The following is a 25117-nucleotide window of genomic DNA, read 5'->3' on the forward strand; positions in this document are numbered from 1 at the left end:
CGCTAGAACTCAAACTGATAGAGCACATCTAATGCCTGGCTAATGCCAGACACCGCTTCCAAGTATAGTTTTGGCATCAGGCGATAACGTAGCGTTAACGTTGCCAAAGAATCGAATATGCCAACACCATATTTCACTTGCAGACCCGGAAGGACGTAGCCGCTGACGACAACTTGAGAATTATCGCCAACACCCTGTGTATCCAGAGCTAAATTACTTACGCCAAAGGCCTCGCCGATTTTACCCACAACTTGACCACTTTGTGCAACCCCTAAACCGACTAACATTGAGGTCATTGCCGAGCTATCTGCTCCACCGCTGTCCAAACCCTGTCCACGCAGCAGATAAGAGAGCGCTTCCTGCTGTGACATCGCCGGATCGGAGAAGACTTCCAGCTTCGGTGTCGCAGCCATGCCAGTGACGCGCACGCCAGCAATGACGTCATTCGCCGTGTTGTCTGGGTTACGAATGGCTTCGATATTCAGGATCGGCTGATCCGGCGGGCCAGAGAACAGAATCAGTCCTTTGCGGACGATCAGATCCTGCCCGTAGGCTTTAAAGCGGCCAGACGGAATGTCGATCTGGCCGTTCAGCCCTAATCCGCGCTCGTCCTGAACCATTTTCAGGTCGCCCTGTAGGCGAGCCGCCAGCCCGAACGCATCCAGCTGTACATCATTACCGACGCGGATCGTCAGGTTGCTGTTAATCGGAATCGCGGCGCTGGCTTTCTTCAGCGGCTGCCGCTGCGCATCCAGCATCACTTCATCCGATGACACCGCCACCGCACTTTCCGGCATGTCTTTAACCACAATGCGCGCCCACGGAATACTGACCGATCCGTTTAATGCGAACAGCTGCGGCGTGGCCTCGAAGACAATATCCGGTGAGACATCCAGCCGCGCCATCGGCGGAATCGTTACCCGCAGCTTCTGGCCTTTCGCCGCAATGCGCGCACGCCAGGCATCCGGCTGCGACCAGTCCGCGTTCCCGCCAAGATTCAACTGTCCGTTATCCGTTTTCAGGAAGCCTTGCAGCGTTGACGACATCCCACTGAAGTTCACCGCCAGCCGCCCGTTGGTCAGATCGACCGGCATCCAGTTGCCATCAATATCCAAGCGTTCCAGCACCATCTGGCCGAAGAGCTGAGGACGCGCCGCATCCCCCGCCAGACGCAGGTTCGCATTCAGTATCCCCGCCGCTTTTTCTCCTTTACTCAACGCAGGGTTGAGCAACGCCAGCGAAATAGTATTGATCGTGACGCTGCCGCCGAGATTGCGTCGGCCCTGTGGATCGGTCACCTGAATATCACCGCTGAAGCGTCCGTTCTCTCGAATCGCCATCAGCCAGCCGAGCTGCGCCCGCCCGCGATCGAGCCCGGCATTCAGCGTAAAGGTATCGAAATCAATCGGCAGCGTGTTGCCCTGCATCTGCTGGCGAACGCTGACGCCGTTACCCACCAGCGACACTTTCGCCTGTGGTAAACCTTGCCCTGCCTGCCAGCTGATATCCGCACCACCGGTGAACGTCCCGGCTAGCACCGTATCCGCCATCAGGAACGGTTTCAACATGGCGAGATCGAAGCGGTTCAGTCGAATGTTCGCCTGTCCACTCGGCCCAGCTTCAATTGCTTTTGGTACGCAAAGCTCTGCGTTAGGATTCCGCCAGCAGTGCGTGCCGATGGTGATCTTCTGCTGCGCATTCAGATAATCCAACGCCATATCCTGCGTCAGACGCCATTCCCCCACCGGCGTGTCGAAGCGGGTATTGTTCAGCGTGCCGCGCCAGCGCTGTTCCTGACGATCGAAACTGCCCGAAAGTGCCAGTTGCCCGGCAACCGGTTCGCCCTGCATAGTCAGCCGGAGCTGATGCTGTTTCTCGTTACCGCTGGCATCCAGCGTCAGCAGCGCAATATTCAGGCCTTCTTGCTTCAGTGCTTCGAGGCGTACGGTCAGCTTGCCCTGAATCTGCTGCTCGGAGCGCACATCGCCTTCCACCCGCACCTGACTAATCGTCATCGCCTGCCAGCGCAGGCCAGACGCAGTGATATCCGCCAGCATCTGCGGTTCACGCAGATTGCCACGTAATTTAAGCGTGCCGATGGCACGCCCTGCCAGACCGGGCAACATGCCGTCCAGCGACGGTGCATTGATGTCTGCATCCAACTGCCACTTATCGCTCAGGTCGCCTTTGACGTTCAACTGGTTACGGCCTAACGCCAGATTCAGTGCTGGAATTGTCCACTGGCCCGCCGCGTTACCGCGCAGTTCACCTCTGGCCGTGAGTTTATTCGCTTTCACGTTGCCGTCCAGACGCAATTCCGGCACCTGTAACTGCCAGCTACCGCCATAGACGCTGCCGCGCGTCGTTATCTTACCGTCTACTTTCGCGGGCCATTCAGGCCACTGTTTCGCCGTGTTAATCCCGTTCAACACCAGCTCACTGCGCCAGCTTATGGCTTTGCTCCAGTCGATAAGCGCACTCAGATCGGCATTACCCTGCAACGCCGCCAGCCGCAAGCGGCTCAGCGTAAACTGCTGTTCGTTGCCTTTACCATCGAGCAGCAGCGTTGCGGGAGGAATATCCGCGCCGCTCAGATCGCCGCGCAGCGACAGCGCATAGTCGGTCGCTTTGCCGTTAAAACGCAGCCTGACGTTATCAGCCTGATATTGCGTCGTGCCCGTCAACGGCCAACGAACGCGTTCGGTTTGCAGCGTCAACGCCAGCGGCAGCCCAGCTTCCGCCAGCTGAGTTTGCAGCTCCAATTGCGCACGCTGCGGCCCCGAAAGATTCAGCGCCACATTCAACTGCTCGCGCAGGCCGCCATCAACCGTCAGTTTCAGCTTCTCGCCTTTGAGCGGATCAACGTTTAGCACGCCGTTTGCTGTCAGCGAGACAGGCCAGTTATCGCTAAGCGTCGCTTCACCGCGCACATTCAATCCACCCTGTGGCGATTGCACGATCAACTTGTCCAGACGCAAATGCTGTTGCTGGGTCGATGCTTGTACGAAAAGGTTATTAATCAAAATGTCCTGATCGCCCGTCAGCCGTAGCTGTTCACCGTGAATCTCGACAATATTCAGATCCAGCGGCAGCGTGAACTGCGGTAAATCAGGTAATAGCGGTTTGGAGAACAGCTCGCTAAGGCGTTCACCCAATGGCTGTTCAGGCACGGCAGGCTTGTCAGAATCATTATCTGCTTTGGATGTCGACGCAGTCGGTATCGGTGTCGTCGTGGCTGCCGCTACCGTATTATTTGCCTTGAGTACTTTATCGATGTTAAGCGTTTGCGAGGAGCCTTGCTCGGCCGCTTCACGCACGCTCTGCGCCGTTTCTTTGACGACAGACGCCATTTCCGCCGCCGTCACTTTGCCATCTTCCAGCACATCGACGGGAGTCTTTGGCAAGGCCACCAGCAGCGCGCTGATTTTGGTCGGTAGCAGCGTCAACGCGCGCCCTTCCCACTGCATGCCCGTGCGGAACTCGCCCAGTGAAATCGCCGTATCGTCCACAGTGACCTGAACGTTGCTGAGCGTTAGCTGGCGCAGAGAAATAGGGAAGGGTGTTGAAATTTCCGTTACTGTTGTTGAAGGCGGCGGTGGCTCTGCCGCCACAGGCAAGGCTTTGGTATCCACAACCACATCGACACGGTTTGCCGACAGGTCATTGATGCACAGCTGACTTTTGCGCAGACAGCCCAGCGCGAGCGACAGATGAAACTCATCGCTCTTTACCGTCACGCCCGGCATTTCGTAGCTGACGTTTTTCAGCGTTAAATCGCGCCAGCCGCCGCTCACGCTGGCAATGTCCAGCCCCGGCACCACGCGTGCAGCGGTATTCAGCAACAGATGCAGGCCCGGAGTGGTTCCCACCAGCAATCCTAGCCCAACAACGAGAAGCAGTAAGAAGGCGACGATGCCAATACCGACTCTTTTCCACCAGCGCCCTTTCCGCGCAGGCGTCGTCGGCGCGTTGTCGTGCGCGACACCTTCTTCCGCCACCGAATCCTGTGCTTTTTTTTCGTTTTTATCATCCATCATAATTCAGGCCCCAGTGCGATATAGAACTGAACATCGTTCTTCTTCTCTGCATCGCCGATCGGCATAGCAACATCAAGTTTCACCGGGCCAATCGGCGAGGCCCAGCGTACACCAACGCCCGTACCGGTCTTGAAGTTACTCCGTTTGATGTCATTCACTGCTTCACCTGAATCAACAAAAACCGCGCCCCACCATTTTCCCGTCACGTTGTATTGGTATTCGAGCGAGCCAGTCGCCAATTTGGACGCACCGGTCAGTTTGCCGTCGCTGTCGCGCGGCGAAATAGATTTGTACTTATACCCACGGATGCTGCGATCGCCACCGGCAAAGAAACGCAGTGAGGGTGGAACGCGGGAGAAATTATTGGTCTCAATCCAGCCCAGATTGCCACGCGCAACAAAGCGGTGTTTATCCGCCAGCGTACGAATCCAGACGTTTTGTGCCTGAACCACGGCAAAGTCGATATCCGATCCCCAAGTGGTGTCGGAAATATCGATAGAATAACGTTGCGTATCGCCCCACACTGGCATCAGCCCGCCGCGTTGGCGGGTTCGGTTAATGCTCACGCCCGGATAGATCAGCATCGTGGTATCCGTCACGCTTGCCTGCGTAAAGTGGTCGAGGCTCCAGCGCAGGTTAATCGCACGTTGCCAGCCGCTGGAGAGATCCCAGTAGCGCGCCACGTTCAGCGTGGTGCCATCGGATTTGGTATCGTTGAGATCTTCGCGCTTGAAGCCACCTTGTAGCAGGTAATACTGCTCAAGCGGGTTCTTCAACAAGGGAATTTTGTAGCTAAAATCGAGTGATTGCTCCGGCGCAGACACGCTCAGGCTACTTTCCAGACTGTGGCCCCGTGAATTCACCCAAGGCTTATTCCAGGTCGTTTTAAAGCGGGGGCCAACATCCGTGGCATAGCCGACCCCGGTTTCAATCCGGTTACGGGTTCGCGGCGTCACCACCGCTTCCAACGGCAGCACCTTGGAGCTTTTCGACCGTTCGAAATCAGGCGACACCACCACAGAGTTAAACCACCCCGTCGCAGAAAGACGGCGATTTAACTCACCGAGATCTTCACTGGTGTAAGCCTCACCTTCGTGAAACGGCACCAAATTTTGCAGATAATCATCGCGGATTTGGGCGCCCTGAAAGTGTACGGCGCCAAAGCGATAGCGTTCACCGCTATCAAAGTCGATATCCCAAAACGCTTCTCTCTCTTCCCGCATCACGCCGAGCTGGCTTTGCTGGAAGCGTGCATCGAAATAGCCTTTGCGTAATGACAAACCGTTCAGCCCGCTTTTAAAGCGATCGAAATCACCGTGGTTCAACACCGAACCGATTTCGGGGCGATCGTCTTTAACCAACTGTTGGTAGTCTTTATCGTCATGCGCACCGCCGCGCAGGGTGATGTTCACCCCGGCAATTTTTACCGGTTCACCGGGAGTGACGGTGGCAATCAATACGGGTCGTCCGCCATTAACGGCAGGCCGGAATTCGAAACCAATCTGTGGATCGTAGTAGCCGAGCGCGCGCAATCCCTGACGGATCGCGTCATCGACCCGTGAGCGGAAACGCCCGTCGGCATTAATCTCATCGACCGCAATGGTAGATAAGCGCGCCCGTACATTCTTTTGTAACTGCCCTTCCAGCCCCATGACTTGCAGACGCACATTCGCCGCCTGGCTCTCTGGGGCCAGCATAAGCAGCGCGCACATCAGGCCAAGAACCCGGTATCGTGGCGCACCGCAGCCAGCAAAGCTATTTTTTTGTCCTGCGATGCCTTTTTGCCCGGTAACGCTTTTTTTTCCAATGAAACTTTTCGTTGAGATGAAAATAGTCACTGAGCTCCCTGATAAATCTGTCTGTCGCCTAAAACCTATAGCATGGCTTTTATCACTTCGCCCGCCGCATTGACGGCCGTCGTTGTACGCTTACCTGACAATCCGCCACGCAGCGCCGAAATCTCCTACCAACTTTGCATGATATTAGTGATAAATACTAATTTTCCATCTTAAGAATAGATTTTCACCTACAAACATCAATATGCGGCATTACAGATAAACATTACCTTAACATTAAACACGATGAAGATATAAAGACAGCCCCCTGCTTCTTGGTTATGCTTTCCATGAAAGCGGGTTATTTACCCAGTCTAGCTGGAGTTAACAACGTGATGAATTCAATTGATAAAACACAGCGGATTACGCAATCCGATGCTCTACCGGGGCGTTCCACGCCTATGCCAGTCGCCAGGCTGCATGTCGTTCATGAACATTCCATGACGCATGTGCCGGAACCGATGTCTGTCGCTATTTTTGCGATGGGCTGTTTCTGGGGCGCTGAGCGTTTGTTCTGGCAACAGCCGGGCGTCTACAGCACCGCAGCAGGTTATATCGGGGGTTACACGCCTAACCCGACCTACCGTGAAATATGCAGCGGGCAAACCGACCACGCCGAAGCCGTGCGCGTCGTTTTCGATCCTGCGGTGATCAGCTATGAGCAGTTGCTGCGACTGTTCTGGGAAAATCACGACCCCGCGCAGGGTATGCGTCAGGGTGGCGATATCGGCAGCCAATACCGCTCTGCTATCTATACGCTCACGCCCGAGCAAGAACAGGCGGCACAGGAAAGCCTTCAGCGCTTTCAGCAGGCGATGAGAGAGAACGGCGACGGTCGCGCTATCAGCACAGAAATCGAGCCTGCGGGCCCGTTCTATTATGCGGAAGACGACCACCAGCAATACCTGCACAAGAACCCGAACGGCTACTGTGGGTTAGGTGGCATCAGCATCTGTCTGCCGCCTCCGCGTTGACTGCTGGCGGTAATTTCACCGCTCCTGCTATAATGCCCCCGAACCGGGCTAATCCTCGCCCGGTTATGACCTTCAATAATGATCATAATGTGTTCACTTTTATGTGCTCACCTTTCTGAGGATCGCTGCGTCAATCTCGGCTCATGCGAAAACTTACCTAAAGTAAAAACTATGTTAAACAGTCTATTACTGATTCTTTGTCTCATTGCCATCAGTGCGTTTTTCTCGATTTCGGAGATCTCGCTGGCGGCGTCTCGTAAAATTAAACTCAAACTGATGGCCGATGAGGGAAACCTCAACGCCGATCTGGTGCTCAAGTTTCAAGAAACGCCGGGCATTTTCTTTACCGTGATTCAAATTGGCGTCAACGCCGTCGCGATTCTGGCCGGTATCATCGGCGATGCGGCATTTTCTCCGACCTTCTCCATGCTGTTTGAACGCTTCATGTCACCCGAAGCCGCAGATAAAGTCAGTTTCATCTGCTCATTCGTACTCGTCACCAGTCTGTTTATCCTGTTTGGCGATCTCACCCCGAAACGCATTGGTATGATTGCGCCGGAAACCGTCGCGGTCCGCATAATCAACCCCATGCGCTTCTGCCTGTTCCTCTTCCGTCCGCTGGTTTGGGTATTTAACGGCCTGGCTAACGTCATTTTCCGCCTGCTCAAGCTGCCGATGGTGCGTAAAGATGACATCACATCCGATGATATTTACGCCGTGGTGGAAGCCGGTGCTCTGGCTGGCGTACTGCGTAAGCAAGAACATGAGCTGATCGAGAACGTGTTTGAGCTGGAATCCCGTACCGTGCCGTCTTCGATGACCTCACGCGAAAGCGTGGTCTATTTCGATCTGCGCGAGCAGGAAGACAGTATTAAGGAAAAGATCGCCCAGCAGCCACATTCCAAGTTTTTGGTTTGCGATGGCACTATCGATCAGATCATCGGCTACGTGGATTCCAAAGACCTGCTGATTCGGGTGCTGGGAAACCAGAGCCTGACGCTGAGTAGCGGCGTGCAGATTCGTCCGGCGCTGATCGTGCCGGATACGCTGACATTGTCCGAAGCGTTAGAAAGCTTTAAAACCGCGGGCGAAGATTTCGCCGTTATTCTGAATGAATACGCGCTGATCGTCGGCATCATCACCCTTAATGACGTGATGACGACGCTGATGGGCGATCTCGTCGGTCAGGGAATGGAAGAACAGATTGTCGCGCGCGACGAGAATTCGTGGCTGGTTGAAGGCGGTACGCCAATAGAAGACGTAATGCGCGCGCTGAATATTGATGATTTCCCGCATTCCGGCAACTACGAAACCATCGGCGGCTTCATGATGTATACGCTGCGGAAAATCCCGAAACGTACCGATGCGGTGCGCTTCTCAGGCTATAAGTTTGAAGTGGTAGATATCGATAGTTACAAGATCGATCAGCTGCTGGTGACGCGTCTGGAAGACCGCCCGATTGTCTCATCAAGCGCGAGGCTTGATAGCGACGATTAACCGCTAAAAGGCATGCATATCATAAAAAACCAGAACGGCCCGCTACGGGCCGTTTCTTTATCACTCATCCCATCTCGGCCTGAAGCCGGATGACCTGGCGATTGACTTCGGACATCACCAGAAGATGCTGCTTATCCTGTTTCTTTGGCAATAGAATTTTGCCGTAGTCGAACTCAAAAGCACCAACCCCTTTTATGTACAGCCGCCCACGAAACAGGGTTTTCACATACTTGGCGACTTTCAAAGGATTGTAACGTTCGAAGATCCTCATCGTTTTACTCTCCCGTTTTATTTTTCTACGCTCTCCCTTTCGCCAACATGGCTGAGGTTCTGGAGCGCTAATGAGATAACGGATACTGCTAATTAGTACCGTAAAACGGCATTTAGTTCCCCACTATTCAGTATTCTTAACTGCTTTTACAGATTTTTACAGAGTAGTGTTTAAGGAAACCCCTAGTCATCAGTATAAACCTTCAAAAATAAGGGTTTTGTGCACTCGGGCACAAAGCGTTTTATCGCGGAGCAGGACAGACCAGTTTCCTGAATCTACGCTTATTCCATAGCCCGATATTTCCCACCATTGACACCGCATCGGGCCACCCACACTGAAGGACATACCATGATAAAAATACGCCACCTGCTCTTCACGCTCTCTATCACGTCTCTGTTGGGGCTGCTCTCACTCCCAGCCTCGGCCCATACGCTGGTGCTCAACCAATTGGTTCCACCGGTTGGCGTCGCGGACAGGGGAGAACTTCAGTACCTTAATAATCAGTTTAGTTATAAAAACTGGAACAGCGCGCAGTTGCCCGGAAAAGTACGGGTGATACAACATATCGCTGGCCGCACCTCTGCCAAAGAGATGAACGATCCGCTCATCTCCGCACTGAAGGCCGCTAACCTACCGCATGATTATTACCAAACGACGACAATCGTGAATACCGACGATGCCATCATCGGCACCAGCATGTTTGTGCGCAGTAGCCTTGAAGACAACAAGAAAGCCTTTCCGTGGTCGCAGTTTATTGTCGATAGCAACGGCAACGTGCGGAAAACCTGGCAGCTCCAGCCACAGAGCTCAGCTATCGCGGTGCTGGATAAACAAGGGAAAATCCGTTTCGTGAAGGATGGCGCATTAAGCGGACAGGAAGTGCAGCAGGTGATGTCCCTGCTGCGCCAGTTACTGGAAGAGAAATAGCGCTAAAGTAGTTAAAACAGGGAGACGCGAAAACCGGGGTTGAGGAAAGATTCACGCGGCGTGTAAGACAGAGTTTGCCCCTGCCAATCGTGAATCTGCGCCCCGGCCGCTACCGCCACCGCATGGCCCGCCGCCGTATCCCAAATGTTCGTCGGCCCGAAGCGGGGGTAAAGCTGCGCTTCACCTTCCGCCACCAGACAAAATTTTAGCGATGACCCAACCGCCACCGTCTGGTGTTCACCCAGTTGATTGAGATAGTCCTTTAATTCGCGATCGGCATGAGAGCGGCTGACCACTACCAGAGGAGGTCGAGCCTGTTTCACTGTAATTTGCCGACGCTGGCCGTTCTCTTCTTTCCAGGCTTTACCCTCCGCCGCGGAGTACATCACACCCGTAACCGGCACGTAAACCACGCCGAGTACGGCCTGACCGTTCTCGATCAGCGCAATATTCACCGTAAACTCGCCATTGCGGCTGAGGAACTCTTTAGTGCCATCGAGCGGATCGACCAGCCAATAGCGCTGCCAGTGCCGGCGGATTTCCCATTCAGGCGGATCTTCTTCTGACAGCAAAGGAATGTCAGGATACGCGGCAGCCAGGCCATCCTTAATGACCCGATGCGCCGCAAGATCGGCGGCGGTTACTGGCGAATCATCTTTCTTGTGCGCGACATCTACGGGATGCTGCCCGTCATAAACCTGCATAATGGCAGCACCGGCATCACGGGCCAGTTGGCAAATAGGTTCTAGCATGATCTACCTCGTCGTTATCGGTTACGCGACGATAGCGTAACGCAGACTTCATCTCTGTCATTCATTATACATCTGTGAAGCAATCTACGATTATTGCCATTATTGATGTCATCCTCAGCATTTAGAGACGATAATCACTTTAACTTCATCATGATATGAAAAACACCCCCGATCGCCTCACGCGTCGACAATTACCTCACAAGGAGTTACGCAATGAAGCATTCACTGGCACTCAGCCTGCTTGCTACGCTGGTCGCCACGACCGTTCATGCCGCTACTGTTGATCTACGGGTATTGGAAACCACCGATCTGCACAGCAATATGATGGACTTCGACTATTACAAGGATACGCCAACCGATAAATTTGGTCTGGTGCGTACCGCCAGCCTGATTCACGCCGCACGCGAACAAGCCACCAACAGCGTGCTGGTGGATAACGGCGATTTGATCCAAGGCAGCCCGTTAGGGGATTACATGGCGGCGAAGGGGCTGAAGGCAGGCGATGTACATCCGGTTTATCAGGCGATGAACACGCTGGATTATTCCGTCGGCAATATCGGTAACCACGAATTCAACTATGGCCTGGACTATCTGCACAAGGCGCTGTCCGGCGCGAAATTCCCTTATGTGAACGCCAACGTGCTGGATGCGAAAACGGATAAACCGCTGTTTACGCCTTACCACATTGAAAACAAGTCGGTCACCGACCGCGACGGCAAACAGCATACCCTGCGTATCGGCTATATTGGCTTCGTCCCGCCGCAGGTCATGGTATGGGATAAAGCTAATCTGACCGGAAAAGCCACCGTAGAAGACATCACCGCCAGCGCGAAAAAGTGGGTACCGGAAATGCGCAAGCAAGGTGCCGATCTGGTGATTGTGATCCCTCACTCCGGTCTTTCTGCCGAGCCGTATAAAGCGATGGCGGAAAACTCCGTTTACTACCTCAGCCAAATCCCCGGCGTTGACGCGATCATGTTCGGTCATGCTCATGCGGTTTTCCCCAGCAATGACTTTGCGAACATCAAGGGCGCCGACATCAAACAGGGAACGCTCAACGGCGTGCCTGCGGTGATGCCGGGGCAATGGGGTGACCACCTCGGCGTCGTCGATTTCACGCTGAATAACGACAGCGGCACATGGAAAGTGGAACAGGCGAAAGCGGAAGCCAGACCGATCTATGACAAAGCGCAGAAGAAATCACTGGCGGCGGAAGACGACAAACTGGTGAAAGTGCTGTCCGATGCCCACCAGAATACGCGCGAGTTTGTCAGCAAACCGATCGGCAAATCCGCAGACAACATGTATAGCTACCTGTCGCTGATTCAGGACGATCCGACCGTGCAGATCGTCAACAATGCTCAGCGCGCTTATGTAGAGCATTTTATTCAGGGCGATCCCGATCTGGCCGATATTCCGGTGCTCTCCGCCGCCGCACCGTTTAAAGCCGGTGGCCGTAAAAACGATCCGGCCAGCTATGTCGAAGTAGAAAAAGGCCAGCTCACCTTCCGTAACGCTGCCGATCTGTATCTCTACCCGAATACGCTGGTGGTAGTGAAAGTCAACGGGCAGCAGGTACAGGAGTGGCTGGAGTGCTCTGCGGGTCAGTTCAAACAAATCGATACAAGCAAGCGTGAGCCGCAATCCCTGCTCAACTGGGACGGCTTCCGCACGTATAACTTCGACGTGATCGATGGTGTTAATTATCAGATTGATGTGACGCAGCCTGCCCGCTACGACAGCGAATGTGCGTTAATCAACGATAAATCACACCGTATCAAAGGGCTGACGTTTAACGGCAAACCGATCGATCCCAAAGCGACTTTCCTGATCGCCACCAATAACTATCGCGCCTACGGCGAGAAATTTGCCGGTACGGGTGAGAAGTATGTGGCCTTCGCGTCACCGGATGAAAACCGCTCCGTTCTGGCGGCCTACATCAGCGCGGAAACGCAAAAATCGGGAGAAGTGAAGCCGCAGGCAGATAACAACTGGCGTCTGGCCCCTATCGTCAGCGATACGCCGCTGGATATCCGTTTTGAGACCTCACCGTCTGAGAAAGCTACGGCGTTTATCAAAGAGAAAGCGCAGTACCCGATGACGTCAGTCGGCAATGATGAAACGGGCTTTGCAGTTTATCGCCTTGACCTGCAACACGCTAAATAAAGACTGACAGCGATGTCATTCACAGGCTCCTGCTTCGGCAGGAGCCTGAACGGCTAGTCGCGAAACGATCCTCGCCCATTGCGATAGTAACCATTTCCCCGCTCGTGCCCGCGCCTGTCCCACTCGCCGCGACGCGGCCCGCGATCGTCAACATAGCGTGGCGGATCAAAACGACGGTTGTCATAATCACGTCTATCACGCTGACTCTCACGCCACCAGCGGGCATCGCGCCAGCGCCAGCCATCCCAATAGTAGCCGTGCCGATTACGTTCACCACGATGGTAACCCCGGTGCTCCTGCCACCAGCGCTCACTGCGCCAGTCATAGCCATCCCAGTAATTACCTCGTCTGTCACGCTCGCCGATATTCAACGTGACGCCGGGCATCAGCTCAATGCTGGCACCCTTAGCCTCTGGTGCTGGCATAACCGCAAACATTCCCACAAACAGGGCACTGATGACGAGTGGCTTAAACATAGGGTAACTCCTTGCTCACCGCGACTGCGGCCTGACAGAGATATACGGGGAATTCCTCTGCATCACTATCAGATAAATGCGCATTTTCCTGATTTTACCGTTCTTAACGTTTCGCTAACGCCAACGCACGCTATTCATCAGCCCCCTATTAATTAATTCATTAATAAATTTAATACAAAAATCTCTCCCAAGTGAGAATAAATGCAGGGTTAGGGATTAACCATAGGGAATAAATATTAGAAATATTCACCTTAGCGCTAATACTTAATTTCAGAATATCCATCATTCATAGAGGGAATAGCAATGAGCGAAAACTATACGGTGGGCGATTATTTACTGGATCGTCTGACACAAATTGGTATTCAGCATCTCTTCGGGGTGCCGGGCGATTACAACCTGCATTTTCTCGATCATGTCATCAGGCACCCGGAGATCGCCTGGGTGGGCTGTGCGAACGAGTTAAACGCCGCTTACGCCGCCGATGGCTATGCGCGATGCCGGCCAGCGGCGGCCCTGCTCACCACCTTCGGCGTGGGCGAACTCAGCGCGATTAACGGAATTGCAGGCAGCTACGCGGAATGCCTGCCCGTCATTCACATTGCCGCTGCACCCAGTCTCGCGTCACAACACAACGGCGAATTACTCCATCACACATTAGGCGACGGTGACTTTAGCCACTTTTCCCGCATGGCAGCAGAAGTTACCGTTGCGCAGGCCAGCCTCACCGTCGAGAACGCCACCACAGAAATCGACAGGGTTATTGGAGAAGCGCTTGCGCAGCACAAGCCGGTATACCTGTTTCTGCCATTGGACGTGGCGGCGGCACCTGCGGGTACACAACCATATCCACTCGTTATCCCTGAACCACTCCGCTCTGATGAATCGCTGCAAGCTTTTATCGCAGCCGCCACCACGATGCTCAGCGAGGCAAGATCAGTCTCATTGCTGGCTGACTTTCTAGCTCAGCGCTCAGGCGTTGCAGGGCAAATCCAACGCTGGCTCGATAAAACCCCGCTCCCCCACGCCACCTTGCTGATGGGGAAAGGCACGCTAAACGAACAGCACCACAGTTTTACCGGCACCTACGCGGGTGGCGGCAGTCACGAAGCGATCCGGGCACACATCGAAGACGCGGATGTCATCATCAGCATTGGCGTGCGTTATACCGATACGATTACTGCTGGCTTCAGTCACCAGATTTCCAGCGAAAAAAACATCGATATCCACCCAACGCTGGCGCGCGTTGGAGGTCAGGTTTTCCCTGCGGTTCCGATGTCAGACGCCATCACCGCGCTGGAAAACATCACCGTGACACTCGCGCCCCGTTGGGATCACCGCACCATTACGCCTCCGGCCTTACCGCAGTCAGAGCACACCGACACACTCAATCAACGGGAGTTTTGGCAACAGATGCAGCGTTTCCTCCGCTCTGGCGATATTCTCGTGACCGACCAGGGCACTTCCTGTTTTGGAGCCGCCACGCTCCGGTTACCAGCGGACTGCCATTTCATCGTCCAACCGCTGTGGGGTTCAATAGGCTATTCTCTACCCGCCGCATTCGGCGCACAGATTGCCGAACCGGAACGACGAGTAGTGCTGTTGATCGGAGACGGCTCACTTCAGCTCACCGTACAGGAACTGGGCTCGATCATTCGGGATCGCCTGAACATGGTCATTGTGGTGCTGAATAACGAAGGCTACACCGTTGAACGCGCGATTCACGGCCCCGAACAGCGCTACAACGACATTGCCGCCTGGAACTGGACACAGCTTCCTACCGCGCTAGGGGCGAATGAAGACGAGATACTCTGCGAACAAGTGTGTTCACCAGCAGCACTCGCGCAGGTGCTTGAGCAGATGAATGCCACATCTCGCTTCTCACTCATTGAGGTGGTATTGCCGAGAATGGATATTCCCGCGCTTTTACACACCATCACGCAGTCGCTTGAGACCCGCAATACCGTGCAGTAGCACGGTCAGACTGTTGACGAACCTATTTATTGAACAAGAACGGGAGTAACGGAATAGAAGAGTAAAGCGTTTGCGCCATGGATGGCGCAATCCGAGCGTACAGGGATGTATTCACAGCGTCTTTACGATCTATCCGTTACTACCGCCATACGGGCTTTGTCAGCAACCTCGGTATACTTTATGCCACCTACCTCGTAAGCGGTATATTCAACGCTTAAAGATGCATTTAAAATGCAATTTATAAACTGCATTCGTTGAGAGGCAACATCATGGCATACCGCGATCAATCCCTGGGTGAGTTGGCTATCGCTATTCCGCGCGCGACCAAACTCTTTCGTGAACTCAATCTGGATTTCTGCTGCGGCGGAAAGCAAACACTCAGCCGCGCGGCTGGCAAAAAAGATCTCAATATCGACGAGCTGGAAGCACAGCTAGAAAAACTGGCCGCGCAGCCTTCTGACGCGCGGGACTGGCGTGAAGCACCGCTGGCTGACATTATCGCGTACATCATCCCTCGCTTTCACGATCGCCACCGTGAACAACTGCCAGAGCTGATTCTGATGGCGGAAAAAGTCGAGCGCGTGCATCACGATAAAGCCGATTGCCCGCACGGCCTCGCAAACCAACTGACCGCCATCTATAACGAGCTGTCTCAGCATATGATGAAAGAAGAGCGCATCCTCTTCCCAATGATCAGTCAGGGCATGGGGGCGAATGCTGCCGCTCCGATTTCCGTGATGGAGCACGAGCACGATGACGCCGGGCGTGATGTAGAAGTGGTCAAAGAGCTGACCAACGGCGTTGTACCGCCAGAAGGTGCCTGCAACACCTGGCGTGCGCTGTACTCCGGTATCAACGAGTTCATTACCGACCTGATGGAACACATCCATCTGGAAAACAATTTGCTGTTCCCACGCGCGCTGCGCGGTGAGTAATGTCGTTTCAATAAAAAAAGAAAGTCAGTAAAAACTATTCAGTAAAAACCATTCCGTAAAAATAACAAAGGCGCTCAGTGAGCGCCTTTGTTTTTGTCTGGAGATTACAGAATTTCCAGCAGTTCCACTTCAAAAATCAGCGCGCTGAACGGCGGAATGGACGCACCCGCACCACGTTCGCCATACGCCAGATTGTGCGGAATATAGAGTTCCCACTTGGAACCGACTGGCATCAGCGTCAACGCCTCAATCCAGCCAGGAATTACGCCGCTTACCGGGAATTCAGCGGGTTGGCCACGCTGAACGGAGCTGTCGAACACGCTGCCGTCAGTCAGGCGACCAGTGTAATGTACACGTACGCGATCCTGACGAGCAGGAATCGAACCTTCACCCTGAGTCAACACTCGGAATTGCAGACCAGATTCCGTGCTGTTCACGCCTTCTTTCTGCGCGTTTTCGGCCAGGAACTGCTGACCTTCTACCGCCAGCACCTGTTGGCGATCGCGACGTACCGCATCAGCACGTTCATGAACTTCACGCAGCGCACGATGAACCACATCCACAGGCACCGCTGGCGCATTACCTTCCAGCGCATCGCGTAGACCAGCAAGCAGGGCTTCCGGAATCAGGCCTTCAAGGCCTGATTCCTGTAACTGTTGACCAACCTGTAAGCCGATGCCGTAACTTGCCTGCGCTTCGACGCTATCAAAAGAAGGAGTTGTCATGGATGTTCCTTTTAATCTGTAAAAAACTGAAAGCGCAGCATAACAGCGACGGGGATTGGGGTAAAATCCTGTGTGCAGGTAATCACGTTAACCGCACGTCAGCCAAGCCATTCCGGGAAGCTGGCCTATACTGGTAGTTCTAATGTTTCTGTCGCACCGGTTACCTTAATCATCAACGCGTTAACTGGTCAGCTCATGCGGATTATCGGTATACTGGATTGCGTTATTATCCTGATACTGTTTTTATGCCAACGCCGCCTGGCTAGTGATGTAGCTTAGTTACTGGCATAGTTTTAGTTACTGGCAAGTTTGTTTGGTTGCTGGCAAGTTTGTTTGGTTGCTGGCATAGCATTGTTAATGACATCATTTTTATATGATGCTGTTTTTATACTGATTGTTTTTATACTGATTGTTTTTATGCTGAACTGTTTTTATATTAAACCGTAGTAAGAGAGGTCACCATGGGCAGAATTGCGCCCAGGAAGCGGAAAACCACCTGGGATTATCAAACGCTAGTACGCTTCTGCCAGCGAATCATCCAGCGGCAGCCCTCACATGCTGTAGCCGTAGAAAACGACGGGGAGTGCGAAGAGCAGGAACAGTTGCCTTCTCCTTCCCTGCGCGAACGTCTTGGTGCCATACTGCAAAAAGTCTGGCATCTGCCCGACGGCTATCACTGGATGGAACCGTTGCCGTTCCTCCATCGTCGCTGGATTTTAATCGCTATCGCACTGCTGCTCGTCGTGTTGCTCTGGCCTTACAGCGCGCAACATCCGCAGCCTGCCCGTACCACGCCCGTCCCTCTTACGCAGGCGGATAATCAGGCGGCGATGCAGGCAGTGATTATTGAAAGCCAGCCTTTAACACCCCAGCAGCAGCCTGCGGCTACCGAGCCTCCAACGTCGTCATCAGCACCGTGGCGACAGTATGAGATCGCCTCGGGGCAAACGCTGGCCCAGCTCTTTCGCGATAACAATCTGCCAGTCAGCGATGTGTTCGCGATGGCTCAGGTGGAAGGCAGGGATAAGCCGCTCAGCAATTTACGGGCGGGTCAGGCAGTCAAATTACAGTTAAATGCACAAGGTATGGTCGCAGAGTTGGAGATCGAAACCACGGCGAACCAGACGATTCGGTTCACCCGCAGTGCAGACGGTGCTTTTACTCGTACTCGCTAACGAGCATGCCGTTCCAATAGAAAATCGCGCAGGACAATAGCATGGTTGTGCTGCGCATCTTTACTGCCATAAAGCAGCGTGATTGCCTGCTTCTGCGCAAGTAACGCTAGCAGCCTGTCGCACGCCGTACCCTGCGTTAACTCATTACGATAATAATCCACAAATTCCGCCCAGCGTTCAGGCTCGGCGTGAAACCATTTCCGCAACTCGCTGCTCGGCGCGATGTCTTTAAACCACTCAACGCCCTCCAGACGCGCTTTGCTGATGCCGCGCGGCCACAGACGATCAATCAGAAAAGTGGGGGAAGAGAAAGGCGCGTGCGCGTCATAAACGCGGGTGAGATGAATCAAGTCAGACATGCGGCCTCCGGCCTCATTTTTAGGTATATACCCGTCATACTTCAAGCTGCTTGTGCGTTGGCCGCCCTTACTCACCCAGTCACTTACCTGAGTAAGTTTCTGGGGATTCGTTCAGTTGCCGCCTTCACGCAACTCGAATTATTTAGGGTATAGGCAATGATAGATCATTTCCCGATCCCTAAAATGCAAAACGCTGGCACAAGGCCAGCGTTTCACATGTTAACTAAAGTGTTAATTCAACGATAAACGTGAATTACGCTCCAGCAACAACAACTACATTCAGTTCAGCAAAGACATCGCTGTGTACCTGGAAGCTCACTTCGTGCTCACCCACAGTACGCAGAACGCCGTTCGGCAGGCGAACTTCGCTCTTAGCAATATCAACACCGGCAGCCGTTACCGCATCAGCGATATCGCGAGTACCGATGGAACCGAACAGTTTACCTTCGTCGCCTGCTTTAGACGCGATGGTAACGCTACCCAGTTCTTTGATCTTAGCAGCGCGAGCTTCAGCAGCAGCCAGAACGTCAGCCAGTTTGGCTTCCAGTTCAGCACGGCGTGCTTCGAAGAACTCAACGTTTTTCTTGGTTGCCGGGACAGCTTTGCCCTGTGGAACCAGGAAGTTACGAGCATAGCCCGCTTTAACGTTTACCTGATCACCCAGGCTGCCCAGGTTTGCTACTTTATCAAGCAGAATAACTTGCATTACTTTATCCTCTCAAAGTCTCGTTAATGGACAGTGGCCGATTACTGATGACGGTCAGTGTACGGCAACAAAGACAAGTAACGCGCACGCTTGATAGCGCGGGCCAGCTGACGCTGGTATTTTGCACGAGTACCGGTGATACGGCTCGGAACAATCTTGCCGCTTTCAGTGATATAGTTTTTCAGCGTAGCGATATCTTTATAATCAATCTCTACAACGCCTTCCGCGGTGAAACGGCAGAATTTGCGACGACGGAAATAACGTGCCATGTGGCTAGTCTCCAGAATCTATCAATTCAATCTGCTCGGCATGTAACACTATCTTGCTCAAGCCATTGCGCCCTTGATGGCAGCTAATGAACCCGTGCACGGTAAGTTGCGTGCCGACCGTTATACTGTGGGTAACTGCTTGTGACGAGAGTCCGCTGACAATCACGGGCATACGACACCATGCTTGCCGACTCAACCCGGCTTCCTCTTGTGTCGAGCGGTGCTCAAGCACAAACTGACAGTGAGGAATGCCTGACGGGCTGACTTTACGAATGGGCGTCTTGCACACTGTGCCGGACAACACCAGACGGTTCACCGTCACCACAACAATTACTCTTCAGAATCCCCTGCATCCACATCATCGCCAGCTTCAGCGAAATCTTCACGACGCTCACGGCGTTCGTCTTTCGCTTTCACCATTGGAGATGCTTCAGTTACCGCGTGCTTAACGCGCATAACCATGCTGCGGATAACGGCATCGTTAAAGCGGAAGTTTGTTTCCAGCTCATCGATCGCTTCCTGCGGCGCTTCAACGTTCAGCAGAACGTAATGTGCCTTGTGCAGTTTGTTGATCGGGTAAGCCAGCTGACGGCGGCCCCAGTCTTCCAGACGGTGGATCGTGCCCTGCGCACCAGTGATAGTGGCAGTGTAGCGCTCGATCATGCCCGGAACCTGTTCGCTCTGGTCAGGATGAACCATAAATACGATTTCGTAATGACGCATCGAATTGCTCCTTACGGATTATTCAGCCTCCTGTCTGGGTCAACCGCGGCCCGTGGAGGCAAGGAACGTGTGTATGTGCGGCTGAAAAAATGACGCGTAAGTATAGTGCCCGACATTAAAGAACACAAGGAAGAAACACAGGAGTTTTCTGCGTGGCAATATTTAAACAGCCGGGCCAGGATTACAGCGTCCGCCGGAAGAAATCAGCACCCGCCTGCAGCGCCGTTGGCGTAATGCGATGCCCTACGCCCGGCTCGGTCAAATACGTCAGATTGGCCAGCTTATCGCGCGCCTGTAATGCCTGATAGAGACGTGCGCTTTCTGCCGCCGGCACGACATCATCCGCTTCACCGTGCCACACCAGCAGCGGCCGATCGGACAGCGCATCCAGACGCGTCGTGACATCATAATCAGCCAGTTTGCTCGCTAACGCCTGCAACACGTCCTGATTTTCCTCACGATCGGCCGGAACGGGAGGAAACAGCGCAGACGATAGCGTAGAGAAATAACCCGATCCCATCAACGCTGCCACCGCAGTAATCCAGGGGTAGCGAGCCATACATCCGAGTGCACTCATTCCACCAAGTGACGCGCCGCAAACGCCAACACGTTCCCCGTCGATCAGGCCACGCTGCCGATATTCCGCGACATAATCGGGAAGTTCTTCAATATTCGATTGCAGAATATCCCAGAAATGGCGCAATCGATGCGCTTCATCGCCGTTATAGCGCGCACCGTGCATGGCCGCATCGGCTAAAATCACCCGAAATCCAGCCTGAGCCAACGCATAGCCAAAATACGAATACACCTCTTTTGATGACGTGTAACCATGAAAGAAAAAAATCGTCGGCAGGGGCTGTTCTCTTTTTCCCGCAGGTGTCGCGTGAATCGTTTCAATACCGCTACCGAGTTTATCCAGTGACATTTCGACCATATTTCCCTCGTTTTCTGTTCTGTCAGCCTATTTTTATGTAGCGAAATCGTATTTAGCAGAAAGGGGACGACCTTTTACGATAACCCCACTCACAGCCATTTCTTATCTCCGTGTCGTCCTTGATTCCGTTCGGGTTTAATCGGCGCATTTATGTAAATAAAAAAATCACATTGATCTAGATCAATAACTGAAATGAATGTTTACACTCCGTGATTAATTTTTTTCCATTTACTGCCGTTAACGCATGTGAAGCAAGACTAAAAAATAACCTTTTTTATTATAAGAGACACACATATGTTGGGACTTTCTTTTAAGCACTGGGGCCTGGGTATCAAATTATCAGTCATCGCTTCACTGAGCGTGGCGATACTTTTTATCGCATTCACCCTATCCCTTACCCGATCAGCAGGCAATCAGCTCAAGGCCCTGACCCTTAACGACATGCAGAGCCAGGTGAATGGCGTCACCGACATGATCAACATGTACGATGCCAGCCTACAAGCCGAGGTCAGCAACTATACGCGGCTGCTGGCAAGCTTTCTGCCAACGCGGTTTTCGCTGGATACCATTAACCGCACGCCTTTTGGCAACACCTCTCACCCAACGCTTAAGGCTGGCGATACGGTATTGAACCTCAATACTGAAGTGCCGGACGACTTTCTGAGCCGTACCCACGCGATCTCAACGATTTTTGTCCGCGATGGCGAGGATTTTACGCGCATCACCACTTCACTGAAAAAAGAAGATGGATCGCGTGCAATGGGCACCAAACTCGATCGTGAAAGCCCAGCCTATGCGCCCGTGATGAAAGGTGACACCTACAGTGGGTTAGCCACGCTGTTCGGCAAACAGTACATCACGCAGTATCAACCGATACGCGATAGTGAAAACAAGGTTATCGGTATTCTGTTCGTCGGTGTCGACATCACGAAGCAATTTACCGAGATGCAACAAACTATTCTGAACAAGAAAATCGGTGAAACTGGCCATTTCTTTGTCCTTAGCACGAAAAAAGGAAAGGATGCGGGTAACTATCTTTACCACCAAAGCAATGCCAATCAGCGCCCTGATTGGTCAGAAGGTGCGCTAGAGAACGTGCTGGCAACCGGTAATGGTACGATCGAATACGACAACAACACGATGACGGGCGAAGAAAGAACCCGAATAATGGTGTACCGCAGTATCCCGCAGTGGAACTGGATTGTTGCAGGCGCAGTGAGCAAAGAAAGCCTAATGGCAGAGGTTAATCACACCCGTAACTTGTTTTTGGGCGGCGGCATTATTCTGGTTCTGCTCTTCGCTGGATTCTTTGTCGTACTGACGCGCAAATGGCTGAGCCAGCCGCTGGTTGAAATCGTCAAAGTGGCGGAACAGTTTTCTGCCGGTAACCTGACAGCGACGCTTTCAAGCAACCGTTATGATGAAGTTGGCCGTCTGATCGATGCCATTAACGGCATCGGACAAGGGCTAACGACCATAGTGTCGCAGGTGAGAAACTCATCCGAAGAAATCAGTGCCAGCACCGATGCACTGGCTGCAGATAGCGAAAACATCAGCGAGCAGATTGCCCGTCAGGCCAGTAGCGTCGAAGAGACATCTGCCAGCATGGAACAACTCTCCGCCAGCGTGAAGCAGAACGCCGATAACGTCTCCGCCGCCAAAGATCTGGCAGAGCAGAGCGCCGCAGCAGCACGAAACGGCAGCCAGACCGTCACCGACTCCGTTTCTACGATGAGCGATATCAAGAACTCATCGCAGCGGATTGCCGATATCACGACAGTAATCGAATCTATCGCTTTCCAAACCAATATTCTGGCGCTTAATGCCGCAGTAGAAGCCGCTCGTGCAGGCGAACATGGCAGAGGCTTCGCCGTGGTTGCTGCCGAAGTACGGGCGCTGGCACAGCGCAGTTCGACCGCCGTGAAAGAGATTGAAACCCTGATTGATGAATCACTGGAGAAAATCGAAGCGGGTTATCACTTCTCAGAAAAAACGCAGGCGGTAATGGACGACTTGCGTAACCGTATCTTGCAGGTCAGCACCATCGTGAACGATATCGATATCGCCTCACGCGAGCAGTCCGCTGGTATCAGCCAGGTGAACATCGCGATTGTACAGATTGGTCAGGCAACACAGGAAAACGCCATTCTGGTCAACAATTCGGAAGACACCGCGCAGAGTCTGCGCCAGAAAGGCCACCACCTCAGCGAGCTGGTCAGTGTCTTCCGTATTTAACATTCACACATACCCTAAATAATTCGAGTTGCAGGCAGGCGGCAAGAGAAGGTATCCCGATGAGCTTACTCAGGTAAGTGATTCGGGTGACTGAATGCAGCCAACGCACCTGCAGCTTGAAGTATGACGGGTATAACAGCCATCGTGTTACAGGTATTGCACGATGGCCGCCACTTGAGTATTATGCCGACGCTTTTTCACCCATCCCCCACACTGACAAAGGAGACGACATCATGACAACACTTACTCTGATTCTTTGCAGGACATCTCGGGACTAATTCCGCATTCTTTTCCGCTTTGCGTTATCCCCCAGCTGTAGCCTGCCTTACCCTATTTTTAAATTGATCAGCAGGATGATCTATGGGCAATGCTATTCGCTCTATTTCGGCGCGCGTCAGTGTGATCGCGACGGAAAACACCTGGATTGAAGATAAAGCAATCCAACAGCTTCAAATTACATCACAACTTCCCGATATGGTTCGCGTGGCCGGCATGCCAGATTTGCATCCGGGTCGGGGTTACCCTATCGGTGCGGCCTTCTTTTCACAACAGCGCTTCTATCCGGCGCTGGTCGGAAACGACATCGGCTGCGGCATGGCGCTATGGCGCACGAGCCTGAACGCCAACAAAATTTCGCTGGATAAGCTGGAGAAACGTCTTGGCAATATCGATGGGCCACTAGAAGACGATATCGATATTCCCCCATCTCTGGCGGATTTCCGCTATTCACTGGGCACCATCGGTGGCGGTAACCACTTTGCGGAATTGCAGCAGCTTGATGAAATTTATCAGCCAGAGGCGCTGCACGCTCTGCACATCGATCCTAAACAGCTACTGCTGCTTGTGCATAGCGGCTCGCGCGGATTAGGACAAACCATACTGGAAGCTCACGTGCGGGAATTCGGCCATCAGGGGCTTGAAGCCAATACGCCAGCCGCTGAGGCCTATTTGGAACAGCATCAGTTCGCGCTGTTGTTTGCCACCCACAATCGGCGACTGATCGCACAACGGATGCTGGAACGCTGGCATACGGAAGGCGATGCCGCACTGGACGTGAACCACAATCTAGTGACACCGGCAACGATTGAGGGCATTTCCGGCTGGCTGCACCGCAAAGGCGCGACGCCTGCCGACTGCGGCCCGGTCATCATTCCCGGCTCGCGCGGCGATTACAGCTATATTGTGCAACCCATTCCCCACGCTGACAGCCTGTATTCGCTGGCACATGGCGCAGGCAGAAAATGGATGCGTACGGAGTGCAAGGATCGGCTGTCTTCACGTTATAGCGTCCAGCAGTTGGCACGTACCCGCTTCGGCAGCCGCGTGATTTGTCAGGACAGGCAGCTGATTTTTCAGGAAGCACCAGAAGCCTACAAACCCATAGATAGCGTGATCGGCGCGATGCAGCAGGCGGGATTAATTACGTTAATTGCTCGCCTGAAACCGGTACTCACCTACAAAACGCGCGGGGAGGACAAATGATATTGCTCCAACTTTCCGCTGCGCAGGGGCCGGACGAATGCATGCTGGCAACCGCAAAAGCGTTGCAGGCTCTGACGCGAGATGCTGCGCGACAAGGTATCGAATGTGAAGTCATCGAAACCGAAGCAGGGAAACGTTCTGGTACGCTGCGTTCCGCACTGGTTCTGTTAAACGGTGAACAGGCGGAAACGCTGGCTGCCAGCTGGTGCGGTACACTCCAGTGGACGTGCAATAGTCCCTGGCGCAAAGGTGGCGGACGCAAGAACTGGTTTATCGGCGTCGCACGCTTTCATCAGGAACAGGCGTTTGCCGATAATGAGATTCGCTTTGAAGCCACCAAGTCTTCCGGTCCCGGCGGGCAGCATGTGAATAAAACCGAGTCTGCCGTCCGCGCCACGCATGTCGCCAGCGGCATCACGGTGAAGGTGCAGAGTGAACGTAGTCAGCACGCCAACAAGCGCCTGGCCTGTTATCTCATCGCCTATCGTCTGGAAGCGTTACAACAGCAGCAGCATGCTGAACTACGGGCACAGCGGCGCCTATTCCACCACCAGATAGAACGCGGCAATCCAGTAAAAGTCTTCAAAGGCGAAGATTTTACGCTGGTCACGTCGCGCTAACCTCAACTCACGGGTGGCACCTACTGCCGCCCGTTATTTTCCCTGTTA

Annotated in this window: 22 protein-coding genes; 10 read left to right on the top strand and 12 right to left on the bottom strand. The window is 53.4% G+C overall.

Annotated elements, in window-relative coordinates:
* Positions 1–2: 2 nt before the first annotated feature.
* Entirely contained in the window at positions 3–4037 is a 4035-nt protein-coding gene (gene tamB, locus EIP93_RS18080) for an autotransporter assembly complex protein TamB (protein WP_125233073.1), read from the bottom strand.
* Positions 4034–5749, bottom strand: a complete 1716-nt coding sequence (gene tamA, locus EIP93_RS18085) for an autotransporter assembly complex protein TamA (protein WP_103861978.1) — start codon at positions 5747–5749, stop codon at positions 4034–4036. Before tamA ends, tamB begins: the two co-directional genes overlap by 4 nt.
* Before the next feature lie 458 nt (positions 5750–6207).
* On the opposite strand from tamA, the gene msrA reads away from it, so the two are divergent.
* Positions 6208–6846: a peptide-methionine (S)-S-oxide reductase MsrA gene (gene msrA / locus EIP93_RS18090; RefSeq protein ID WP_119880148.1), complete on the top strand. Its 639-nt coding sequence runs from the start codon at positions 6208–6210 to the stop codon at positions 6844–6846.
* A 171-nt stretch (positions 6847–7017) separates the two neighbouring features.
* Positions 7018–8343: a polyamine export protein PaeA gene (gene paeA / locus EIP93_RS18095; protein ID WP_040032580.1), complete on the top strand. Its 1326-nt coding sequence runs from the start codon at positions 7018–7020 to the stop codon at positions 8341–8343.
* A gap of 64 nt (positions 8344–8407) precedes the next feature.
* Here the strand turns inward: paeA and EIP93_RS18100 are convergent, their stop codons facing one another.
* Positions 8408–8614, bottom strand: coding sequence for a DUF1107 domain-containing protein (locus EIP93_RS18100; protein ID WP_005974755.1), 207 nt, complete (start codon positions 8612–8614; stop codon positions 8408–8410).
* 348 nt (positions 8615–8962) lie between these two features.
* Between EIP93_RS18100 and EIP93_RS18105 the strand changes: the two genes are divergently transcribed.
* Entirely contained in the window at positions 8963–9541 is a 579-nt protein-coding gene (locus tag EIP93_RS18105; RefSeq protein ID WP_040032581.1) for a YtfJ family protein, read from the top strand.
* 11 nt (positions 9542–9552) lie between these two features.
* Here EIP93_RS18105 and cysQ read toward each other — a convergent pair whose 3' ends face one another.
* On the bottom strand, positions 9553–10293 hold the full coding sequence (cysQ, locus tag EIP93_RS18110) for a 3'(2'),5'-bisphosphate nucleotidase CysQ (RefSeq protein WP_010306475.1): 741 nt from the start codon (positions 10291–10293) through the stop codon (positions 9553–9555).
* Positions 10294–10506: 213 nt separating this feature from the next.
* On the opposite strand from cysQ, the gene EIP93_RS18115 reads away from it, so the two are divergent.
* Positions 10507–12459 carry a bifunctional 2',3'-cyclic-nucleotide 2'-phosphodiesterase/3'-nucleotidase gene (locus EIP93_RS18115; protein WP_103971940.1) on the top strand — a complete coding sequence of 651 codons (1953 nt, stop codon included), beginning with the start codon at positions 10507–10509 and terminating at the stop codon, positions 12457–12459.
* Positions 12460–12512: 53 nt separating this feature from the next.
* Here the strand turns inward: EIP93_RS18115 and EIP93_RS18120 are convergent, their stop codons facing one another.
* The gene (locus tag EIP93_RS18120) at positions 12513–12935 is read right to left on the bottom strand and encodes a DUF2502 domain-containing protein (RefSeq protein ID WP_107333405.1); all 423 of its coding nucleotides are present in this window, start codon (positions 12933–12935) and stop codon (positions 12513–12515) included.
* Positions 12936–13238: 303 nt separating this feature from the next.
* Here EIP93_RS18120 and ipdC point away from each other — a divergent pair, with 303 nt between their 5' ends.
* Together ipdC and ytfE are read left to right on the top strand one after the other, a co-directional pair.
* A complete protein-coding gene (gene ipdC / locus EIP93_RS18125) occupies positions 13239–14906 on the top strand; it encodes an indolepyruvate decarboxylase (RefSeq protein WP_109225250.1) in 1668 nt (555 codons plus the stop codon).
* A gap of 269 nt (positions 14907–15175) precedes the next feature.
* Positions 15176–15841, top strand: a complete 666-nt coding sequence (gene ytfE / locus EIP93_RS18130) for an iron-sulfur cluster repair protein YtfE (protein ID WP_010279034.1) — start codon at positions 15176–15178, stop codon at positions 15839–15841.
* A 104-nt stretch (positions 15842–15945) separates the two neighbouring features.
* Here the strand turns inward: ytfE and fklB are convergent, their stop codons facing one another.
* Positions 15946–16566, bottom strand: coding sequence for a BamJ family beta-barrel-assembly machinery protein (gene fklB, locus EIP93_RS18135; protein ID WP_039507040.1), 621 nt, complete (start codon positions 16564–16566; stop codon positions 15946–15948).
* A 461-nt stretch (positions 16567–17027) separates the two neighbouring features.
* On the opposite strand from fklB, the gene EIP93_RS18145 reads away from it, so the two are divergent.
* The gene (locus EIP93_RS18145; protein ID WP_103942408.1) at positions 17028–17741 is read left to right on the top strand and encodes a LysM-like peptidoglycan-binding domain-containing protein; all 714 of its coding nucleotides are present in this window, start codon (positions 17028–17030) and stop codon (positions 17739–17741) included.
* On the opposite strand, the gene EIP93_RS18150 is transcribed toward EIP93_RS18145, so the two are convergent.
* From EIP93_RS18150 to yjfP, 6 genes are all read right to left on the bottom strand, one after another.
* Positions 17738–18100: a DUF488 domain-containing protein gene (locus EIP93_RS18150; protein WP_103942406.1), complete on the bottom strand. Its 363-nt coding sequence runs from the start codon at positions 18098–18100 to the stop codon at positions 17738–17740. The genes EIP93_RS18145 and EIP93_RS18150 overlap by 4 nt on opposite strands.
* A gap of 253 nt (positions 18101–18353) precedes the next feature.
* On the bottom strand, positions 18354–18806 hold the full coding sequence (gene rplI / locus EIP93_RS18155; RefSeq protein WP_039486279.1) for a 50S ribosomal protein L9: 453 nt from the start codon (positions 18804–18806) through the stop codon (positions 18354–18356).
* Positions 18807–18847: 41 nt separating this feature from the next.
* Entirely contained in the window at positions 18848–19075 is a 228-nt protein-coding gene (rpsR, locus tag EIP93_RS18160) for a 30S ribosomal protein S18 (protein ID WP_005974788.1), read from the bottom strand.
* Positions 19076–19079: 4 nt separating this feature from the next.
* Entirely contained in the window at positions 19080–19400 is a 321-nt protein-coding gene (priB, locus tag EIP93_RS18165) for a primosomal replication protein N (RefSeq protein ID WP_015841576.1), read from the bottom strand.
* A 5-nt stretch (positions 19401–19405) separates the two neighbouring features.
* Positions 19406–19798, bottom strand: a complete 393-nt coding sequence (gene rpsF, locus EIP93_RS18170) for a 30S ribosomal protein S6 (RefSeq protein WP_005974793.1) — start codon at positions 19796–19798, stop codon at positions 19406–19408.
* Between the two features lie 181 nt (positions 19799–19979).
* Positions 19980–20732, bottom strand: coding sequence for an esterase (yjfP, locus tag EIP93_RS18175; RefSeq protein ID WP_040032589.1), 753 nt, complete (start codon positions 20730–20732; stop codon positions 19980–19982).
* A 294-nt stretch (positions 20733–21026) separates the two neighbouring features.
* Here yjfP and EIP93_RS18180 point away from each other — a divergent pair, with 294 nt between their 5' ends.
* The 3 genes from EIP93_RS18180 to prfH all read left to right on the top strand — a co-directional run bounded on the left by EIP93_RS18180 (position 21027) and on the right by prfH (position 25069).
* Positions 21027–22967 carry a methyl-accepting chemotaxis protein gene (locus EIP93_RS18180; protein WP_040032591.1) on the top strand — a complete coding sequence of 647 codons (1941 nt, stop codon included), beginning with the start codon at positions 21027–21029 and terminating at the stop codon, positions 22965–22967.
* A gap of 360 nt (positions 22968–23327) precedes the next feature.
* Positions 23328–24449: an RNA ligase RtcB family protein gene (locus EIP93_RS18185; RefSeq protein ID WP_125233074.1), complete on the top strand. Its 1122-nt coding sequence runs from the start codon at positions 23328–23330 to the stop codon at positions 24447–24449.
* Positions 24446–25069, top strand: a complete 624-nt coding sequence (gene prfH / locus EIP93_RS18190) for a peptide chain release factor H (RefSeq protein WP_103971945.1) — start codon at positions 24446–24448, stop codon at positions 25067–25069. The genes EIP93_RS18185 and prfH overlap by 4 nt, the downstream gene beginning before the upstream one ends.
* Positions 25070–25117: the final 48 nt, after the last annotated feature.

The sequence above is a fragment of the Pectobacterium versatile genome (assembly GCF_003932035.1).
Lineage (GTDB): Bacteria > Pseudomonadota > Gammaproteobacteria > Enterobacterales > Enterobacteriaceae > Pectobacterium > Pectobacterium versatile.

Excerpts from the sequence above, each read along its gene's own strand:
- tamB (WP_125233073.1), bottom strand. The coding sequence starts at position 4,037 with ATGATGGATGATAAAAACGAAAAAAAAGCACAGGATTCGGTGGCGGAA.
- tamA (WP_103861978.1), bottom strand. The coding sequence starts at position 5,749 with ATGTGCGCGCTGCTTATGCTGGCCCCAGAGAGCCAGGCGGCGAATGTG.
- msrA (WP_119880148.1), top strand. The coding sequence starts at position 6,208 with ATGAATTCAATTGATAAAACACAGCGGATTACGCAATCCGATGCTCTA.
- paeA (WP_040032580.1), top strand. The coding sequence starts at position 7,018 with ATGTTAAACAGTCTATTACTGATTCTTTGTCTCATTGCCATCAGTGCG.
- EIP93_RS18100 (WP_005974755.1), bottom strand. The coding sequence starts at position 8,614 with ATGAGGATCTTCGAACGTTACAATCCTTTGAAAGTCGCCAAGTATGTG.
- EIP93_RS18105 (WP_040032581.1), top strand. The coding sequence starts at position 8,963 with ATGATAAAAATACGCCACCTGCTCTTCACGCTCTCTATCACGTCTCTG.
- cysQ (WP_010306475.1), bottom strand. The coding sequence starts at position 10,293 with ATGCTAGAACCTATTTGCCAACTGGCCCGTGATGCCGGTGCTGCCATT.
- EIP93_RS18115 (WP_103971940.1), top strand. The coding sequence starts at position 10,507 with ATGAAGCATTCACTGGCACTCAGCCTGCTTGCTACGCTGGTCGCCACG.
- EIP93_RS18120 (WP_107333405.1), bottom strand. The coding sequence starts at position 12,935 with ATGTTTAAGCCACTCGTCATCAGTGCCCTGTTTGTGGGAATGTTTGCG.
- ipdC (WP_109225250.1), top strand. The coding sequence starts at position 13,239 with ATGAGCGAAAACTATACGGTGGGCGATTATTTACTGGATCGTCTGACA.
- ytfE (WP_010279034.1), top strand. The coding sequence starts at position 15,176 with ATGGCATACCGCGATCAATCCCTGGGTGAGTTGGCTATCGCTATTCCG.
- fklB (WP_039507040.1), bottom strand. The coding sequence starts at position 16,566 with ATGACAACTCCTTCTTTTGATAGCGTCGAAGCGCAGGCAAGTTACGGC.
- EIP93_RS18145 (WP_103942408.1), top strand. The coding sequence starts at position 17,028 with ATGGGCAGAATTGCGCCCAGGAAGCGGAAAACCACCTGGGATTATCAA.
- EIP93_RS18150 (WP_103942406.1), bottom strand. The coding sequence starts at position 18,100 with ATGTCTGACTTGATTCATCTCACCCGCGTTTATGACGCGCACGCGCCT.
- rplI (WP_039486279.1), bottom strand. The coding sequence starts at position 18,806 with ATGCAAGTTATTCTGCTTGATAAAGTAGCAAACCTGGGCAGCCTGGGT.
- rpsR (WP_005974788.1), bottom strand. The coding sequence starts at position 19,075 with ATGGCACGTTATTTCCGTCGTCGCAAATTCTGCCGTTTCACCGCGGAA.
- rpsF (WP_005974793.1), bottom strand. The coding sequence starts at position 19,798 with ATGCGTCATTACGAAATCGTATTTATGGTTCATCCTGACCAGAGCGAA.
- yjfP (WP_040032589.1), bottom strand. The coding sequence starts at position 20,732 with ATGGTCGAAATGTCACTGGATAAACTCGGTAGCGGTATTGAAACGATT.
- EIP93_RS18180 (WP_040032591.1), top strand. The coding sequence starts at position 21,027 with ATGTTGGGACTTTCTTTTAAGCACTGGGGCCTGGGTATCAAATTATCA.
- EIP93_RS18185 (WP_125233074.1), top strand. The coding sequence starts at position 23,328 with ATGGGCAATGCTATTCGCTCTATTTCGGCGCGCGTCAGTGTGATCGCG.
- prfH (WP_103971945.1), top strand. The coding sequence starts at position 24,446 with ATGATATTGCTCCAACTTTCCGCTGCGCAGGGGCCGGACGAATGCATG.